Annotated in this window: 15 protein-coding genes; 10 read left to right on the plus strand and 5 right to left on the minus strand. The window is 54.5% G+C overall.

Going from position 1 to position 19338, the window contains the following annotated elements; genetic code table 11:
* Positions 1-7 precede the first annotated feature (7 nt).
* Positions 8-925 (plus strand): oxidoreductase, encoded by a 918-nt coding sequence (locus ACLJRU_RS07975; protein WP_001540640.1) that lies wholly within the window; start codon positions 8-10, stop codon positions 923-925.
* Positions 926-963: 38 nt separating this feature from the next.
* Here the strand turns inward: ACLJRU_RS07975 and ACLJRU_RS07980 are convergent, their stop codons facing one another.
* Positions 964-1812 carry a MurR/RpiR family transcriptional regulator gene (locus ACLJRU_RS07980; RefSeq protein ID WP_000995694.1) on the minus strand — a complete coding sequence of 283 codons (849 nt, stop codon included), beginning with the start codon at positions 1810-1812 and terminating at the stop codon, positions 964-966.
* 115 nt (positions 1813-1927) lie between these two features.
* On the opposite strand from ACLJRU_RS07980, the gene murQ reads away from it, so the two are divergent.
* The 4 genes from murQ to tadA are packed head-to-tail and all read left to right on the plus strand — an operon-like array spanning position 1928 to position 5408.
* On the plus strand, positions 1928-2821 hold the full coding sequence (murQ, locus tag ACLJRU_RS07985) for an N-acetylmuramic acid 6-phosphate etherase (protein ID WP_023235148.1): 894 nt from the start codon (positions 1928-1930) through the stop codon (positions 2819-2821).
* A 10-nt stretch (positions 2822-2831) separates the two neighbouring features.
* Positions 2832-4193 (plus strand): PTS transporter subunit EIIC, encoded by a 1362-nt coding sequence (locus tag ACLJRU_RS07990; RefSeq protein ID WP_038394031.1) that lies wholly within the window; start codon positions 2832-2834, stop codon positions 4191-4193.
* Positions 4194-4196: 3 nt separating this feature from the next.
* On the plus strand, positions 4197-4832 hold the full coding sequence (gene yfhb / locus ACLJRU_RS07995; RefSeq protein WP_000253558.1) for a phosphatidylglycerophosphatase C: 636 nt from the start codon (positions 4197-4199) through the stop codon (positions 4830-4832).
* A gap of 24 nt (positions 4833-4856) precedes the next feature.
* Entirely contained in the window at positions 4857-5408 is a 552-nt protein-coding gene (gene tadA / locus ACLJRU_RS08000; protein WP_001134566.1) for a tRNA adenosine(34) deaminase TadA, read from the plus strand.
* A 50-nt stretch (positions 5409-5458) separates the two neighbouring features.
* On the opposite strand, the gene mltF is transcribed toward tadA, so the two are convergent.
* Positions 5459-7003: a membrane-bound lytic murein transglycosylase MltF gene (mltF, locus tag ACLJRU_RS08005; protein ID WP_023235146.1), complete on the minus strand. Its 1545-nt coding sequence runs from the start codon at positions 7001-7003 to the stop codon at positions 5459-5461.
* On the minus strand, positions 7004-7234 hold the full coding sequence (locus ACLJRU_RS08010) for a hypothetical protein (protein ID WP_001667158.1): 231 nt from the start codon (positions 7232-7234) through the stop codon (positions 7004-7006). It abuts the gene before it with no gap.
* A 24-nt stretch (positions 7235-7258) separates the two neighbouring features.
* On the opposite strand from ACLJRU_RS08010, the gene purL reads away from it, so the two are divergent.
* From purL to glnB, 5 genes are all read left to right on the plus strand, one after another.
* Positions 7259-11146: a phosphoribosylformylglycinamidine synthase gene (purL, locus tag ACLJRU_RS08015; RefSeq protein ID WP_000970037.1), complete on the plus strand. Its 3888-nt coding sequence runs from the start codon at positions 7259-7261 to the stop codon at positions 11144-11146.
* A gap of 504 nt (positions 11147-11650) precedes the next feature.
* The gene (gene qseE, locus ACLJRU_RS08020; protein WP_001670672.1) at positions 11651-13081 is read left to right on the plus strand and encodes a two component system sensor histidine kinase QseE/GlrK; all 1431 of its coding nucleotides are present in this window, start codon (positions 11651-11653) and stop codon (positions 13079-13081) included.
* Position 13082: 1 nt separating this feature from the next.
* The gene (qseG, locus tag ACLJRU_RS08025) at positions 13083-13847 is read left to right on the plus strand and encodes a two-component system QseEF-associated lipoprotein QseG (RefSeq protein ID WP_001054243.1); all 765 of its coding nucleotides are present in this window, start codon (positions 13083-13085) and stop codon (positions 13845-13847) included.
* Entirely contained in the window at positions 13847-15181 is a 1335-nt protein-coding gene (gene glrR, locus ACLJRU_RS08030; protein WP_024131115.1) for a two-component system response regulator GlrR, read from the plus strand. The genes qseG and glrR overlap by 1 nt, the downstream gene beginning before the upstream one ends.
* 76 nt (positions 15182-15257) lie before the next feature.
* On the plus strand, positions 15258-15596 hold the full coding sequence (glnB, locus tag ACLJRU_RS08035) for a nitrogen regulatory protein P-II (RefSeq protein WP_000717694.1): 339 nt from the start codon (positions 15258-15260) through the stop codon (positions 15594-15596).
* Between the two features lie 48 nt (positions 15597-15644).
* On the opposite strand, the gene dtpD is transcribed toward glnB, so the two are convergent.
* Both dtpD and cadA read right to left on the minus strand, forming a co-directional pair.
* A complete protein-coding gene (dtpD, locus tag ACLJRU_RS08040; protein WP_000856793.1) occupies positions 15645-17105 on the minus strand; it encodes a dipeptide permease DtpD in 1461 nt (486 codons plus the stop codon).
* Positions 17106-17160: 55 nt separating this feature from the next.
* A complete protein-coding gene (gene cadA, locus ACLJRU_RS08045; protein ID WP_023235145.1) occupies positions 17161-19305 on the minus strand; it encodes a lysine decarboxylase CadA in 2145 nt (714 codons plus the stop codon).
* Between the last annotated feature and the right edge of the window lie 33 nt (positions 19306-19338).

Below are 19338 nucleotides of genomic sequence, written 5' to 3' on the forward strand. Positions count from 1 at the left end.
AATAAAAATGAAAATTGCAATCGCAGGTGCAGGCGCTATGGGGTGTCGTTTTGGCTATATGCTGCTGGAGGCCGGGCACGACGTGACGCTTATCGATAGCTGGCAGGAGCATGTCGACGCTATTCGTAGCAAGGGGTTGTTTGTCGAAACGGAAACGACTCAGAAGTATTACCCCATCCCTGCTATGTTGGCTGATGAATCCCAGGGGGAGTTTGAGCTGGTTATTCTGTTTACCAAAGCCATGCAGCTGGATAGCATGTTACTGCGTATTAAGCCGCTGCTGCCAGCCGCGAAGGTGGTGATGATTTTATCTAACGGCCTGGGAAATATTGAAACGCTGGAGAAATATGTCGATCGGCAGAAAATCTATGCGGGTGTGACGTTATGGTCCAGCGAACTGGAGGGGGCTGGGCATATTATGGCCACCGGTACCGGAACGATTGAACTGCAGCCGATTGCCAGCCAGGATTCGGCTCAAGAGGCTAAGGTCATTGCCACTCTTAATAGCGCGGGATTGAATGCTGAAATAAGCCCTGACGTATTATTATCGATCTGGAAGAAAGCAGCCTTTAATAGCGTAATGAACACCTATTGCGCGCTACTGGATTGTAATGTCGGCGGATTTGGTCAGCGGCCTGGTGCTTTAGATTTAGCGCAAGCGGTAGTTGATGAGTTTGTATTGGTTGCTGCCAGCCAGAATATTCCGTTGACTGAGCAAATGGTGATGAATACGGTGAAGAAAGTGTTCGATCCGCGTGAGAGCGGCCACCACTATCCTTCTATACATCAGGATTTACATAAAGGCCGACTGACTGAAATCGACTATTTAAATGGTGCGATTGCGCGAATCGGCGCTCAGAACAATATTGCCGTACCGGTTAACACACTCCTGACGCAATTGATTCACGCTAAAGAAGCGCAATAAACTTGATGGCTCTTCTGCATGAGGCGGAAGAGCCATTTTCAAACCAGTTTTTTTACCAGCGCCTCGCTATGGCGAATACGCTCCGGCGCCCGCTCTAAATCCTGCTGTACCAGCGCCATAAACAGTAAGTCGGTCAACATCATTTGCGCATGTGTCGAGGAGATAGCGGCGCTGCGCGTCGCCTGCTCTTCAGCAATCGTATACAGACAGCGGGTGGCGCGCTGCTGCAAGGCGTTGGGAGAAAAACCGGTAATGGCCAGGATTTTCGCGCCTGCGCGTAATGTTTCGTCCGCCGCCAGGTTCAGCTCGCGCCGCTCCCCGGAATAAGAGATCGCCAGCAGCAGATCCTCCGGCGCCAGCGCCTGCACCGTCGCCAGCAGGGCGTGCATATCGCGCTCAACCACCGCGTTAATGCCAATCTTCAGTAGCTTCCAGGCAAAATTTTGCGCCACCAGCCCAGAGGCGCCAATCCCTGTGATCACAATACGGCGGGCGTGGCGCAGCATCGTGACGCTTTCTAACAGCTTTTCTTCACTGTTAACGTCCAGCGTGGCGTGCATCGCCGCTACATTCTCTTTAATTAATTTTTCCCCGACCAGGCGCATCGGATCGTCGCCGCGAATCTGGTTATGAACGGGAACGGAATGCGGATTAGGATTGCTGGCCAACGCTTCGCTGATAGCCAGTTTCAATGCAGGAAACCCTTTAAACCCCAGTTTTTGCGCGAATTTGACTACGCTGGATTGGCTGACGCCCGCTTCGGCCGCCAGTTGCTGCGAGCTCAGATGTCGCGCCGTATCCGGTTGCGCGAGCAGATAATCCGCCAGTTTCCTGTCGCTTTGCGCGAGATCCGGATAACGCTGGCGAATACGAATCAAACAGTTCATGGGCAGCTCCTGCGAAACGTGATGGCGACGACAAAACGAAATTTCACTCGCCTGGGGGAATATTCTATTCCATCATGGACGCTTATTATGAATTAAAAATTCCAGAGGGACAAAAATGAATCTTGGTACCTTAGTGTCTGAAACCCGTAACCCGCAAACGATGGATCTGGATGCGTTGCCTACTCCTGAATTAGTTAAGCGTTTTAATGAACAGGATACGCGGGTAGCGGAAGCAGTAAAAGCCACTCTGCCTGACGTTGCGCGTGCGGTGGATGCCGCTGCGGCGGCGCTGAAGTCTGGCGGACGTATCATCTATATGGGCGCGGGCACCAGTGGTCGGCTTGGCGTACTGGATGCCTCAGAATGCCCCCCGACGTTTGGCGTTCCGCACGGTCTGGTCGTCGGACTGATTGCCGGCGGGCCGGGCGCGTTGTTGAAAGCGGTCGAAGGCGCGGAAGACAGCCAACAGGCAGGCGAAGACGATCTTGTCGCACTAAATCTGCAAGAACAGGATCTGGTCGTGGGGCTCGCGGCGTCGGGTCGTACGCCCTATGTGATTGGCGGCCTGCGCTATGCGCGACAGTCCGGTTGTACCACTGTTGCCGTCTCCTGTAATCCAGATTCGCCGATTGCGCGGGAGGCTAATATCGCTATTTCTCCCGTTGTCGGGCCGGAAGCGCTTATCGGCTCCACGCGGCTGAAATCCGGCACCGCGCAGAAAATGGTGCTCAATATGATTTCTACCGGCGCGATGGTGAAATTCGGCAAGGTCTATCAAAACCTGATGGTGGATATGAAAGCCACCAACGTCAAACTGGTCGATCGCGCGTGTCGGATGGTCGTTGAAGCGACCGGGATAGGTCGTGAAGAAGCAGAAGCGTTGCTGAAACAGACCGATTTTGAGGTTAAGCCCGCCATTTTGATGGCGCTTACGGGGCTGGATGCTGCAGCCGCCAGGGAAAAACTCGCCGCTCATCAGGGCTTTTTAAGGGCGGCGTTAGAACACTAAAGAGGTGTGTATGGATCAGACGGCAGCGCTCGCCAGCGACATTTTACGTGGTATTGGCGGAGAGCAAAATATTCTGCGCCTGGAAAACTGTATGACGCGAGTCAGGGTGGAGGTACAGGACGACAGCCAACTGGATATTCCGCGCTTAAAAGCGTTGCCTGGCGTCAGTGGATACGTAAAGCAAGGGGAGCAACATCAGCTGATCGTTGGGCCGGGGAAGGCTGCGCAGGTGGTTGATGCGATGCGCGTGCAGATTGCCGCAGGTGGTGTAAAGCCGGACGATGCTATGGCGCGTACCAAATCCGAGGCGAAAGCGAAGTATAAAGCGCCGATGAGCGATGCGTTGCGTAAGCTGGCGAATGTTTTTATACCGCTTATCCCCACCTTTATCGCATCCGGCTTGATTACCGGCATTATCAACATTCTTAAACGTCCGGATATCGTCGGCGATGTTGCCGTCCACTATCCTAACCTGCTGGGCCTGATGGGGATATTTGGTAGCGCGGTATTCGCTATCATGAACATTCTTGTTGGCGTCAATACCGCGAAAGTCTTTGGCGGATCGCAGGCGTTAGGCGGCGTGATGGCGGGGATCCTTTCCAGCCCGCAACTGGCGCAGATTACGCTCTTTGGCGAGGTGCTTCAGCCGGGACGGGGCGGCGTTATCGCCGTCCTGCTGGTGGTGGCGTTAATGTGCTGGATTGAGCGCCAGTTCCGTAAGCTGCTGCCGGGGTCGCTGGAGTTAATTCTTAACCCTTTATTGACGACTGTTATCACCGGCGCGGTAGCGATTGTCGCTCTGCAACCGCTTGGCGGCTGGATTTCAGACGCTATCGCTCACGGCGCGTCCTGGGCTATCGATCGCGGCGGTTTTCTGGTGGGCGCGGTGTTAGCCGGAACCTTCCTGCCGTTGGTACTGACCGGGCTGCATCAGGGGCTGGTGCCTATTCATGTGGAGCTGGTGCAAGCGCACGGCTATAACGCGCTGTTTCCCATCCTGGCGATGGCGGGCGTTGGTCAGATAGGCGCGGCCATTGCCGTACTGATGAAAACCCGCAATGCGCGACTCAAAAAGGTAATTAAAGGCGCGCTTCCGGTCGGACTGCTGGGGATTGGCGAGCCGCTGATTTTTGGCGTCACGCTGCCATTGGGTAAGCCATTTATTGGCGCTTGCCTCGGCGGCGCGGTAGGCGGGGCGTTGATCAGCTACTGGAAAGTGGCGACGGTAATTACCTTTGGTATTTCCGGTTTGCCGCTGGCATTAACAATTGTTGCCGGAAAAGTCCTGTTCTATCTGTTAGGCTATTTAATAGCGGTAATTGCCGGGTTTATTTTTACCTGGCTGCTGGGGTTCAATGATCCAGAGGAGTAAGGTTTGGTCAGCCACGAGCGTCGTGTCGTCTTTTTTGATTTGGATGGAACGTTACATCAACAGGATATGTTCGGCAGTTTTCTGCGTTATTTGCTGCGCCGTCAGCCGCTAAATGCGCTGCTCGTACTGCCGTTGTTGCCCATTATCGGTATCGGTTTACTGGTAAAAGGGCGTGCGGCCCGCTGGCCGATGAGTCTGTTGTTGTGGGGCTGTACTTTTGGCCATAGCGAAACGCGTTTGCAGGCGCATCAGGCGGATTTTGTCCGTTGGTTTCGCGCTAACGTCACGGCGTTTCCGGTCGTACAGGAGCGTCTGACCACCTATCTATTGAGCTCTGACGCGGATATCTGGCTTATTACCGGTTCTCCGCAATCATTGGTAGAGCAAGTCTATTTTGATACGCCGTGGTTGCCGCGTGTTAACCTCATCGCCAGCCAGATGGCGCGACGGTATGGCGGCTGGGTATTAACCGTGCGCTGTCTGGGCCATGAAAAAGTCGCGCAACTGGAACGTAAAATCGGTACGCCGTTGCGTCTTTATAGCGGCTACAGCGACAGCAAACAGGATAACCCGCTGCTTTATTTTTGCCAGCATCGCTGGCGGGTGACGCCGCACGGCGAGTTGCAGCAGCTCGAATAGTGAAACGCATAGCGTCTGTGTATAATGCCGCCCGCTTTCATTACCGGAGTTACCTCTTTGTCTGATGTCGAATTAGATCACGAATACTGGATGCGCCACGCGCTGACGCTGGCGAAACGCGCCTGGGACGAACGCGAGGTTCCGGTTGGCGCGGTATTGGTGCATAACCATCGCGTCATTGGCGAAGGCTGGAATCGACCCATTGGCCGCCACGATCCTACTGCGCATGCTGAAATAATGGCGCTGCGTCAGGGCGGTCTGGTATTGCAGAATTATCGGTTACTGGATACCACGCTGTATGTCACGCTGGAACCCTGTGTGATGTGCGCAGGCGCTATGGTGCATAGCCGCATTGGACGCGTTGTCTTTGGCGCGCGCGATGCAAAAACTGGCGCGGCCGGATCGCTAATTGACGTGCTGCACCATCCGGGAATGAATCACCGGGTCGAGATTATTGAAGGGGTGTTGCGCGATGAATGTGCGACGCTGCTCAGTGATTTTTTCCGTATGCGTCGTCAGGAAATTAAAGCTCTGAAGAAAGCCGACCGTGCGGAAGGCGCGGGGCCGGCAGTATAGCGCAATGCCGGATAAGACGTTGCGCGTCGCCATCCGATAAGACCACCGCGCTATTTTTCTTCTTTCTTCTGCGGCGTAAACAGTAAAGACGGCGAATGCGTCAGGTAGCCTGATGACTGCGATAAAAACGACAGGAGGGGGAAGGGCGCTTTATTCAGCTCCTCCGGCGACACCGCCGGGTAATCCTGCGCCAGTTTCATGGCTTCCGCTTCCTGCTTTTCTTTTTCCTGCAAATACCCCACCAAGCTTATCTGGTATTTACGGATATTTTCCACATAAGCATAAGCCTCATGTCCACGCGCGTAACCGTAGGTTAGCTTACTGTAATACGGTTTTTGGCTTAACAGAGGCAAACGCTGCTTCACATCGGTCCAGCTATCCGGATTGCCTTTGGTTTTTACCGTCAGCGATCTGGCATCGAGCATGTGCGCATAACCCATATTGTAGGCGGCTAAGGCAAACCAGATACGCTCGTCTTCCGGAACGGTTTCGGGAACTTTAGCCATCATATCTTCAAGATAGCGAGCGCCGCCGCTGATGCTTTGCTCCGCGTCGGTACGGTCGGTCAGCCCCAGACTTTGGGCGGTATTTTTAGTCAGCATCATCAGGCCGCGCACGCCGGTTGACGAGGTCGCCAGCGGGTCCCAGTGTGATTCCTGATAAGAAATCGCCGCCAGCAGGCGCCAGTCTATCTCTTTGGCATATTTTTTAAATAACGGTTCCAGCTCCGGCAGGACGTTATCCACCGCTCGCAGGAAAGAGCGGGTATCAACGTAGTCGAAATCATCGCCATGTCCCAGATATTTCTCTTCGATCCGCGCCAGAGAACCGTCTTCATTGATCGAATTGAAAAAATCGAGCAGCGCGGCGGAGAGCGTATTATCGTCGTCCAGTCGGCTAAACCAGGTCACGGGCTGTTCATCCGTGACATCCAGCGCCACGGCCAGCTCGGGATGAACGCGCTGAAACAGACTGATCGCCACTGAATCGGCAATGGTGTAATCCAGTTTGCCGCTGATGACCTCTTCCAGCAGCGTCGTCGAGCCTTTTTTATCATCCACTTTCCAGCTCAGGTCGGGAAACTTTGTCTCTTTTAAACGCTGTAAGTCATTGACCACGACGTGCCCTGGCGCAATGGTAAGCTGATTCTCGTTAACGGTCGCCAGCGAACGTGGGCGATATTGTCCGACCCGGTAGACGAGCTGTTGCGAAACCGAATAATACATGGGACCAGGCTGATAGTTTTTAACGCGCGCGCTGTCGTAGACCAGCCCTGCCGCGAGCAGGTCGGCATTGCCGTTATCGAGATCGTCAAACAACTGGCTGATATTCTGGCGCACCGTCACTTTCAGCTTCACGCCGAGATAGTTGGCGAACTGCTGCGCCAGTTCATAGTCCAGACCATATTTTTTACCGTTGATAACGGAATAGGTTAATGGCGAGTCGATCGTACTGACGCGCAGTACCCCCCGGGCTTGAATCGCGGCGATATGGTTTTCGGTTTTACCGAACCAGGGGATTGAGGGCCAAAGGGCTGCTGCCAGCAGCAGCGTCAATATGCCGATGAACAGATAATTAATCTTTAATTTTTTCAATTAGTTAATTCTCTGGATCGTGCGTTGCCTCGGGCTGAAAAAGATGTTTTGCTGCAATAGATAAGTCATTAATGAGCGGCATTTTGCGTAACAATGCGCCAGTTGGCAACTTATTCGCAACGATAGCCGCACCGTATGACAAGAAAAAGCGGTGATTTTATTTCTACGCAAACGGTTTCGTCGGCGCGTCAGATTCTTTATAATGACGGCCGTTTCCCCCCTTGCGCACACCGAAGCTTAGAAGACGAGAGACTTATGATGGAAATTCTGCGTGGTTCGCCTGCACTGTCTGCATTCCGTATCAATAAACTGCTGGCGCGCTTTCAGGCTGCCAACCTCCAGGTCCACAATATATACGCTGAGTATGTCCATTTTGCTGACCTGAACGCCCCGTTAAATGATAGCGAGCAGGCGCAGCTTACCCGTCTGCTGCAATACGGCCCGGCGCTTAGCAGCCATACGCCGGCGGGTAAACTCCTGTTGGTCACACCGCGTCCTGGTACCATCTCCCCCTGGTCTTCAAAAGCAACGGATATCGCCCACAACTGCGGCCTGCAACAGGTTGATCGTCTGGAGCGTGGCGTAGCGTACTATATCGAGGCTTCGACGTTGACGGCGGAACAGTGGCGACAAGTGGCCGCAGAGCTGCACGACCGTATGATGGAGACGGTGTTCCCTTCTTTAACCGATGCGGAAAAACTGTTTATCCACCATCAGCCTGCGCCGGTTTCCAGTGTCGATCTGCTGGGAGAAGGCCGTCAGGCGTTAATTGACGCCAACCTGCGTCTCGGTCTGGCGCTGGCGGAAGATGAAATCGACTATTTGCAGGAGGCGTTTACCAAACTGGGGCGCAACCCGAACGATATCGAACTGTACATGTTCGCCCAGGCGAACTCCGAGCACTGCCGCCACAAGATTTTTAACGCCGACTGGATTATCGACGGTAAACCGCAGCCGAAGTCGCTGTTTAAAATGATTAAAAACACCTTCGAAACCACGCCGGACTATGTGCTCTCTGCCTATAAAGACAATGCCGCGGTGATGGAAGGATCTGCGGTGGGGCGCTACTTCGCCGACCACAATACTGGCCGTTACGATTTTCATCAGGAGCCCGCGCACATTCTGATGAAGGTCGAAACGCATAACCACCCAACCGCCATCTCTCCGTGGCCGGGGGCGGCGACCGGTTCCGGCGGCGAAATTCGTGATGAAGGCGCCACCGGGCGTGGCGCGAAACCAAAAGCCGGGCTGGTAGGCTTCTCCGTTTCCAACCTGCGTATTCCGGGCTTTGAACAGCCGTGGGAAGAGGATTTTGGCAAGCCGGAACGTATTGTCACCGCGCTGGATATCATGACCGAAGGTCCGCTGGGCGGCGCGGCGTTTAACAACGAATTTGGTCGCCCGGCGCTGACCGGTTACTTCCGTACTTATGAAGAGAAAGTGAACAGCCACAACGGCGAAGAGCTGCGCGGCTACCATAAGCCGATCATGCTGGCGGGCGGGATCGGTAATATCCGCGCCGATCACGTGCAGAAAGGCGAGATCGTCGTCGGCGCGAAGCTGATCGTCCTTGGCGGCCCGGCGATGAATATCGGCCTCGGCGGCGGCGCGGCATCGTCAATGGCTTCCGGCCAGTCTGATGCGGATCTCGATTTTGCCTCTGTTCAGCGCGATAACCCGGAAATGGAGCGTCGTTGCCAGGAGGTGATCGACCGCTGCTGGCAGTTGGGCGACGCCAACCCAATCTTGTTTATCCATGATGTGGGCGCGGGCGGTCTCTCCAATGCGATGCCGGAGCTGGTAAGCGACGGCGGGCGCGGCGGGAAATTCGAACTGCGCGACATTCTTAGCGACGAGCCGGGCATGAGCCCGCTGGAAATCTGGTGTAACGAATCCCAGGAGCGCTATGTGCTGGCGGTCGCGGCTGACCAGTTGCCGCTGTTCGATGAACTGTGTAAGCGCGAACGCGCGCCGTATGCGGTCATTGGCGACGCTACCGAAGAACAGCATCTCTCGTTGCATGATAACCATTTCGACAATCAGCCGATCGACCTGCCGCTGGATGTCCTGCTGGGCAAAACGCCGAAAATGACCCGCGATGTGCAAACATTGAAGGCGAAAGGCGATGCGCTGAACCGCGCGGATATCACGATTGCCGACGCGGTAAATCGTGTTCTGCATCTGCCGACCGTGGCGGAAAAAACCTTCCTTGTCACTATTGGCGACCGTACCGTCACCGGTATGGTGGCGCGTGACCAGATGGTTGGCCCGTGGCAGGTCCCGGTAGCTGACTGCGCGGTCACTACCGCCAGCCTCGACAGCTACTACGGCGAAGCGATGTCGATTGGCGAGCGCGCGCCGGTGGCGCTGCTGGACTTTGCCGCCTCCGCCCGTCTGGCCGTCGGTGAGGCGTTGACTAACATTGCCGCGACGCAGATTGGCGATATCAAGCGCATTAAGCTTTCCGCTAACTGGATGGCGGCAGCCGGTCATCCTGGTGAAGATGCCGGTTTGTATGACGCGGTTAAAGCGGTGGGAGAGGAACTCTGTCCGCAGCTTGGTCTGACCATTCCGGTGGGTAAAGATTCGATGTCGATGAAAACCCGCTGGCAGGAAGGCAACGAACAGCGCGAAATGACCTCGCCGCTGTCGCTGGTGATTTCCGCGTTTGCCCGCGTGGAAGACGTGCGTCACACCCTTACGCCGCAGCTGTCAACGGAAGATAACGCCTTGCTGCTGATCGATCTTGGTAAGGGCCACAACGCGCTGGGCGCAACGGCGCTGGCGCAGGTCTATCGTCAGCTTGGCGACAAACCCGCGGACGTGCGTGACGTCGCGCAACTGAAAGGCTTCTATGACGCCATGCAGGCGCTGGTCGCTGCGCGTAAATTACTGGCCTGGCACGACCGTTCCGACGGCGGTCTGCTGGTGACGCTGGCCGAGATGGCCTTTGCCGGCCACTGCGGCGTGCAGGTCGATATCGCCGCGCTGGGCGATGACCATCTGGCCGCACTGTTCAACGAGGAGCTGGGCGGCGTGATTCAGGTACGCGCTGAAGACAGAGACGCGGTCGAAGCGCTGTTGGCGCAGTACGGCCTTGCTGACTGCGTCCACTACCTTGGTCAGGCCCTGGCTGGCGATCGCTTTGTGATTACCGCTAATGACCAGACGGTATTCAGCGAAAGCCGCACTACGCTGCGTGTCTGGTGGGCGGAAACCACCTGGCAGATGCAGCGTCTGCGCGACAATCCGCAATGTGCTGACCAGGAACATGAGGCGAAAGCGAATGATGCCGATCCGGGCCTCAACGTGAAGCTGTCGTTTGATATTAATGAAGATATCGCCGCGCCGTACATTGCGACAGGCGCACGACCGAAAGTCGCTGTACTGCGCGAGCAGGGGGGGAACTCTCACGTGGAGATGGCGGCGGCGTTCCATCGTGCGGGCTTTGACGCGATTGACGTCCATATGAGCGACCTGCTGGGCGGTCGTATCGGTCTGGGCAACTTCCATGCGCTGGTGGCTTGCGGCGGCTTTTCCTACGGCGACGTGCTGGGGGCGGGCGAAGGTTGGGCGAAATCCATTCTGTTTAACCCTCGGGTGCGCGACGAATTCGAAACCTTTTTCCATCGTCCGCAGACGCTGGCGCTTGGGGTGTGCAACGGTTGCCAGATGATGTCGAATCTGCGCGAGCTGATCCCGGGCAGCGAACTGTGGCCGCGTTTTGTACGTAACCATTCTGACCGCTTCGAAGCCCGCTTCAGCCTGGTAGAAGTGACGCAAAGCCCATCGCTGCTGCTGCAAGGAATGGTAGGCTCACAGATGCCGATTGCGGTTTCCCATGGGGAAGGGCGCGTTGAGGTGCGGGACGATGCGCATCTTGCCGCGCTTGAGAGCAAAGGCCTGGTCGCCCTGCGCTACGTTGATAACTTTGGTAAGGTGACCGAAACCTATCCGGCTAACCCGAACGGTTCGCCGAACGGCATCACGGCGGTGACGACCGAAAATGGTCGGGTGACGATTATGATGCCGCATCCGGAACGCGTATTCCGCACCGTCGCCAACTCCTGGCACCCGGAAAACTGGGGCGAGGATAGCCCGTGGATGCGTATCTTCCGTAATGCGCGTAAGCAGCTAGGGTAGTTCCATTCGTCGCCGTCCCGTATTTGGGTGGTGTCGCGAAATGCCGACATCACCCTAAATACAGTGTCGCTAAAAGGTGACACTTAACTCATTGTTTTTCGATTAATATTAAGGTGATGGTGTTTAGTGTTGCCTTTTGGCGACATATTGCTTAAGTTTTGCTCGTTAGCGCCAGAGTGAGGTTAAGTTATAAAATATATTAAAATCATCATGTTAATTAATTGTTTTGCAACCTGGCACAATTACTGCATAATGATAACCAGTGGCTCATTCACCTTCTTATGTCAGCCCCTTAGGGACGCGCTACATAAACTTCGAATGACGCACAACAAGGTGCCTGCCGTCCAACTTCTGATAATAGCGTAGCTTTATCAACCTCCGGGCGAAACGTCGAGTTAGGCACCGCCTTATTCCATAACAAAGCCGGGTTTAGCCCGGCTTTGTTGTATCTGGCGCTTCCCTCGGTTAGCATCTTTTTTATTCTTCTTTTATGTGAGCGACACGTTGAAGCGCTGGTCTGTTTTCCCCCGTTCTTTACGACAATTGGTCATGCTGGCCTTTTTGCTGATCCTGCTGCCGTTGCTGGTTCTGGCCTGGCAGGCGTGGCAAAGCCTTAACGCGTTAAGCGATCAGGCTGCGGTGACTAACCGCAGCACGCTTATTGACGCCCGGCGCAGCGAGGCGATGACCAACGTCGCGCTGGAGATGGAGCGAAGCTACCGACAGTATTGCGTGCTTGACGATCCGACGCTGGCAAAAGTGTATCAAAGCCAGCGTAAGCGCTATAGCGATATGCTGGACGCCCATGCCGGCGTCTTGCCGGATGATAAGTTGTATCAGGCGTTACGCCAGGATTTAAACGCGCTGGCGCAATTGCAGTGTAAAGATAGCGGCCCGGAAGCGGCAGCGGCCGCGCGTCTGGAGGCCTTTGCCAACGCGAATACGGAAATGGTGCAGGCGACGCGTACTGTGGTTTATTCGCGTGGGCAACAGTTACAACAAGAAATCGCCGAGCGCGGACAATTTTTCGGCTGGCAGGCGCTGGTGCTATTTCTGGTGAGCCTGGCGATGGTGCTACTTTTTACCCGCATGATTATCGGGCCGGTGAAAGGAATTGAACGGATGATTAATCGCCTGGGCGAAGGCCGTTCTTTAGGGAATACCGTCACCTTTACCGGTCCGCGTGAATTACGATCGGTGGGGCAGCGCATTATCTGGCTGAGTGAGCGTCTGGCGTGGCTGGAATCCCAGCGCCATCAGTTTCTACGTCACTTGTCCCATGAGCTGAAAACCCCGCTGGCCAGTATGCGCGAGGGGACAGAGCTGCTGGCCGATCAGGTGGTTGGGCCGCTGACGCCGGAGCAAAAAGAGGTGGTCGATATTCTGGATGACAGCAGTCGTAATTTACAAAAATTGATTGAGCAATTGCTTGATTACAACCGGAAACTGGTAGACAGTGCCACAGAGCTGGAAGCGGTCGATATCGCGCCGCTTGTGGATATGGTGGTTTCCGCCCACAGTTTGCCTGCCCGCGCTAAAATGATGCATACCGATGTCGACCTGGAGGCCGAACGCTGCATAGCAGAGCCCATGTTGCTGATGAGCGTGCTGGATAATCTCTATTCCAACGCGGTGCACTATGGCGCTGAATCCGGTAACATTTGTATCCGTAGTCGCTCTCAGGGCTCCACGGTTTATATCGATGTGGTTAATAGCGGCGAACCGATTCCGCAAACCGAAAGAGAAATGATTTTTGAGCCTTTTTTCCAGGGAAGCCACCAGCGAAAAGGGGCGGTAAAAGGCAGTGGGTTAGGGCTGAGTATCGCCAGAGATTGTATTCGTCGAATGCAGGGAGAGATCCAACTGGTGGATGACAACGCGCAGGAAGTTTGTTTTCGCATCTCGCTGCCATTGCCTGCATCTGACAAACACTAATATGAATTTAAGCCTGGTGCGTATGTCACACGTTTTCGTCCAAACTATTAAACGATGCCTTTTGCGGTGGGGAATACCGGTGGGCATATCGTGTCTGGCGCTGACCGCATGTGTTCCCCATGCTTCACAGCAACTGCCCGGTAGCGCAGCGCAGGACACGCTCCCCCATTATCAACTGGCGGATTATCTCCCGACGGCGTGCGCGGATATCTGGTCGCTACGCGGGCAGGCGGTGGAGACGAATCCGCTGTACTGGCTACGCACGATTGACTGCGCCGATCGTCTGATGCCGGTTCAGTCGCGCGCAGAGGCGCGCGCGTTGACGGATGATAACTGGCAAAATGCTTTCAGGCGCGGGATTTTACTGGCGGATGCAAAAATTACGCCGCCGGAGCGGCGCGCCATAGTGACCCGTCTGGAGGCGTTAAGCGCGCAAATACCGGCTCAGGTACGGCCCGTCTACCGAATCTGGCATGACGGTCAGGCGCTGCAATTAGCACTTTCTGCCGAACGTCAGCGTTATAGCAAGCTCCAGCAAACGTCAGATAGTGAGCTTGATGCGCTGCGCCAGCAGCAACAGGCCTTGCAAACGCAGCTCGATCTTACCACCCGTAAGCTGGAGAGTTTAACCGATATTGAGCGCCAGCTTTCGACACGAAAACCGGCAGGGAATTACAACGCCGATACGCCGCATACGAATGACAAACCCGCGACGTCTGAAGATGGCGCGGCGCCGTCGCCGTCACAAGATGAGGTAACGCCATGATAAGCCGTAAACCGGCGCACCTGCTGCTGGTCGATGACGATCCCGGATTACTGAAATTGCTCGGTATGCGCCTGACCAGTGAAGGATACAGCGTCGTGACCGCAGAGAGCGGCCAGGAAGGACTGCGGGTACTGCATCGGGAAAAAGTGGATCTGGTAATAAGCGACCTGCGCATGGACGAAATGGATGGTATGCAACTGTTCACAGAAATTCAGAAAGTACAGCCGGGAATGCCGGTTATCATTCTGACGGCGCATGGTTCTATTCCGGATGCGGTGGCCGCTACCCAGAAGGGCGTATTCAGCTTTTTGACGAAGCCGATCGACAGAGACGCGTTATATAAAGCGATAGATGAAGCGCTGGAGCAGTCCGCTCCCGCGACGGACGATAGCTGGCGCAACGCTATCGTTACCCGTAGCCCGCTGATGCTGCGACTGCTTGAACAGGCGCGCATGGTCGCGCAGTCGGATGTCAGCGTATTGATTAACGGACAAAGCGGCACCGGGAAAGAAATTTTCGCACAGGCGATTCATAATGCCAGCCCGCGCAGTAACAAGCCGTTTGTCGCCATTAACTGCGGCGCGTTACCGGAACAGTTGCTGGAGTCCGAATTATTCGGCCATGCGCGCGGCGCCTTTACCGGCGCAGTGAGCAATCGTGAAGGGTTGTTCCAGGCGGCGGAAGGCGGCACGCTGTTTCTGGATGAAATTGGCGATATGCCCGCGCCGTTACAGGTGAAGCTGCTGCGGGTGTTACAGGAGCGCAAAGTCAGGCCGCTGGGCAGCAATCGCGATATTGATATCGACGTGCGAATTATTTCCGCGACGCACCGCGATCTGCCGAAGGCGATGGCGCGGGGCGAATTTCGTGAAGATTTGTACTACCGGCTGAATGTCGTGAGCCTGAAAATTCCGGCGCTGGCGGAGCGTACCGAGGATATTCCGCTGCTGGCTAATCATCTGCTCAGACAGTCGGCACAGCGGCATAAACCGTTTGTTCGCGCCTTTTCTACTGATGCAATGAAACGGCTGATGACGGCAAGCTGGCCGGGCAACGTGCGCCAACTGGTCAACGTCATTGAACAATGCGTGGCGTTAACTTCTTCGCCGGTGATCAGCGATGCGTTGGTCGAGCAGGCGCTGGAAGGCGAAAACACCGCGCTGCCAACTTTTGCCGAAGCGCGAAACCAATTTGAACTGAACTATCTGCGCAAGTTACTGCAAATTACCAAAGGTAACGTGACGCACGCGGCAAGGATGGCGGGGCGCAACCGCACGGAATTCTATAAGCTACTCTCCCGTCACGAACTGGATGCGAATGATTTCAAAGAGTAGTTTTCATGCCGTAAAGTAGTGCGAAATATGTTACGTTTAACCGATCAAAACACAGGCGACCTTTTCAAGGAATAGCATGAAAAAGATTGATGCGATTATTAAACCCTTCAAGCTGGACGATGTCCGTGAAGCGCTGGCCGAGGTAGGTATTACCGGCATGACGGTCACTGAAGTCAAAGGTTTTGGCCGTCAAAAAGGCCACACCGAGCTGTATCGCGGCGCGGAATATATGGTGGATTTTCTGCCGAAGGTAAAAATTGAAATCGTTGTGCCTGACGACATCGTGGATACCTGTGTTGATACCATCATTCGTACCGCGCAGACGGGGAAAATCGGCGACGGTAAGATCTTTGTCTTTGATGTCGCCCGCGTTATTCGTATCCGTACTGGCGAAGAAGACGACGCGGCTATCTGATGTGCCGATTCGCTGCCCGTCTCCTCCTTGTGGGCAGCGAACCACCGTTTAATCGCCCTGCGGTAGCGCCGATGTAGTCCGGGTGCAAACCCATCTCAGGCCGACAATGGCGACGATCAGCGCCACGCAACTTAGCGTCCACTCGCCCATTTGCGAGAAAAAGTGTCCGTAGGCGGCTACCGCCGTATCACTAATTTGCGATTCCGTGGTTTGTTGCGCGACGACGCCAGCCAGCCAGTTAGCGACCGCGCCGGTCGCCAGCATATAAATACCGGTCAGCACGCCCGTGACGCCAGGCAGGTTGAGGCGGGTAATTTGCGCCATCGCGACCGGATCAATAAACAGCTCTGCAAAGCCCATCAGTGCCAGCCCTGCGATCATCATTCCCATTGATGCCTGCCCGTCTAACCGGGCCTGATGCGCGTTTAGCGCCAGCAGCATAAAACCGCCGCCCATTAATACCAGTCCCACGGCAAATTTAAGCCAGACGCGCAGCACCGAGCGGGCGCTCTCTTTCGGGCTGCTCAGCCACGCCAGCACCACGCCCGCCGCCATCACCGCAATCGCATTGACCGACTGGAACAATGCGGTGGGGACGGTCATGTTCAGCCAGTGGCGGTTGACAAAACGGTCGATGAATAAACTGATCGAACTTCCGCCCTGCTGCGCCAGAACCCAGAAGAGAGTGCCGGTGATCATTAACAGAACGATTTGCCACAAGGCGCGACGGTGTTCGGGAAATTTAACCATAATACGGGCGATAAGTTGCGCCGCGAAGACGCAGACAATGGCCAGCACATAGCCAGACCAGTTATTTTCCAGCAGGAGGGTGAAGAATACCGGTGCGATACACAGCATTAATACCAGCCAACCCCAGGTTGGAAGGGCGAATTTAACCGCCCGCAGCGCGGGGCGATTAACACCGCGCGTCTGCTGAAAGTGGCGATGACCGCTTAAAAAGATGAGCAGGCCGATGAACATTCCCACGCCCGCCAGCGCAAAGCCGACATGCCAGCCATACCACTGCGCCGCCAGACCACAGGCGATCGGCGCGGCTATCGATCCAATATTCCCGGCGGCGTAGAGCAGCGAGAATCCCCCGTCGCGGCGGTTGTCATCAGGGGCGTAAAGTTCGCCCAGCAGACAGCTAATATTGGATTTAAACAAGCCGTAGCCGCAGATAATAATGGCCAGCGCCGCATATAAACTCAGCGTTGAATCAGATTCTAAGCCCAATACCACATGACCCAGCGTCATCAATAAGGCGCCGGTGATAACCGCCACGCGGTTGCCAAGCAGGCGGTCGGCAAGCCAGCCGCCAAGAATAGGGGTAACGTAAACTAAAGAGGCGTAGGCGCTGAAGAGGTTGATCGCGTGGCTGTCATTAAAACCAAGCTGGTGGGTAAGATAAAGGATGAGTAAGGCACGCATGCCGTAAAAGCTGAAGTATTCCCAAATTTGAATCGCCACGATGTAAAAAATCGCGCGCGGTTGTGAGGGTGTTTTCATAAAGTCTCCTTGCTGCGTGAAAAAAGGGAAGTAGCAAGCCACTTCCCTTTGGTACTTATTTCGTATTTTCTTTCAGCACCTTAACGGTGTAACGTCCGTCTGCCTGACGATAGGCGCCGTGGATATCGGTTTCGAAGCCCGGATAGTGGGCGCCGATTTCGCACAGCATTTGCAGGAATTCCAGTACCGGACAGCTTTCCTCGGTGATCATTTCACCAGGCATCACCAGCGGCACTCCCGGAGGGTAAGGAAGGATCATGTTGGCGTTGACGCGACCAACCATCTCTTCAAGATACACCTCTTCCGTTTCGCCATGCAGCTCTTTCTGGAACGCAGTATACGGCGTCATCACCATTTTCGGCAGCACTTCAAACGCACGGTACATTAAGTCCGGCAGATTATGATGTTCGACCAGTTTATGAATATTCTGCGCCAGTTCCTGGATGCGCATATTTTCATAAAACTCAGGCGCTTCGCGGTACAGTGCCGGCAGAATGTTTTTGACGCGCAGGTTCAGGTCAAAGGCGCGTTTAAATTCAGTGAGCGCGCGCAGCAGGCTCAGAGCTTTGGTTTTGTCGATACCAATGCTGAACAGGAACAGCAGGTTGTATGGACCGGTTTTTTCTACGATGATGCCACGTTCATCGAGATATTTGGCGACCAGACTTGCCGGAATACCGAACTCATCCATCGTACCGTCTTTCTTCATCCCCGGCGTCAGGATAGTGACTTTGATCGGGTCGAGGTACATGTGTTCGTTATCGATATTTTTGAAGCCATGCCATGCGCTATCTGAACGCAGCGGCCAGCACTCAGCTCCATCGATATGTTCCGGCTGCCATACGTCAAAGAACCAGCCGTCAGATTCGCTTTTCAGGCGTTTAATTTCTTTACGGAATTTAATCGCACGTTCAATAGAGCCGTTAATCAGGCGTTTACCCGCATTACCTTTCATCATCGCCGCTGCGGTTTCAGTAGATGCTACGATACCGTAGTGCGGAGAAGTGGTGGTATGCATCATGTAGGCTTCGTTAAAGGTTTCTTCGTTAATGTCGCCTTTAACATGAATCATGGATGCCTGTGAAAACGCCGCCAGCAGTTTATGCGTGGACTGGGTTTCATAAATGATTTTGCCTTCTACACGGTCGCCGCTCATACCGCATTTACCCTGATAAATAGGGGAGAAATTGGTATAAGGCACCCAGGCGGAGTCAAAATGAATGGACTTCACATCCAGAGTTTTCTTGATGTAGTCAGTGTTATACAACAGACCGTCATAGGTTGAGTTAGTAATAACAGCATGGACCGGCCAGGTTGCGTTAGGCGTCTCTTTTACCCGTTTAGCGATAGTGGCGTGCTGGAACTCGCTTTGCGGGATACCGCCAAGAATACCGTAGGCGTTACGGGTTGGGCGGAAATAAATCGGCGTAATGTCGCTCATCATCATCAGATGGGTCAGCGATTTATGGCAGTTACGGTCAATCAGTACCGTGCTGCCTGCCGGCGCGGAGTACATACCGACGATTTTGTTCGCCGTAGAGGTGCCGTTCGTCACCATGTAGCTACGTTCGGCGTTAAAGACGCGGGCGATATACTCTTCCGCTTCTTTATGCGGGCCGGAGTGGTCCAGCAGTGAACCCAGTTCAGAAACGGAAATCGAAATATCGGATTTCATCGTGTTCGGGCCGAAGAAATCATAAAAGATGCTGCCGACAGGGCTTTTCTGGAAAGCGGTCCCGCCCATGTGGCCAGGCGTACAGAAAGTATATTTCCCTTCGCGCACATATTTGAACAGCGCTTTTGTCAGCGGCGGCAGAATATTGTCGATGTATTCATCGGTATTCTGGCGAATTTTCGCCGCGATATCGGTTGCGGCGCCTAAAGCATATTCAAAGAAGCGAACCTGCATTCTCAGATCGTTGAGGCTGACGTCCAGCGTAGAGTAGCTGTTGGCGAAGGCGTACAGCGGCATATACTCGTTCAGCTTGCTAATCTCTTCGCAAAGCTCAAGATTATATTTATCCCAGTCGAAAATGACGCCGCAAAGGCGGGAGTTATTTTCAATCAGCTTCAGCAGGTCTTCTCGGTCGTTTGGATAGACGATACGGAAATTTAAACCTTCCAGTGCACGATGCAGTTCACGAATAGGCTCTTCTTTAAAGTAGACGCCCATGTGGTTCATGATAGCAATAACGTTCATAGTCTTGTTCCTGGTAAAGTGGGCCCCTCCCGC

Source organism: Salmonella sp. SAL00653 (assembly GCF_046552515.1).
GTDB classification, from domain to species: domain Bacteria; phylum Pseudomonadota; class Gammaproteobacteria; order Enterobacterales; family Enterobacteriaceae; genus Salmonella; species Salmonella enterica.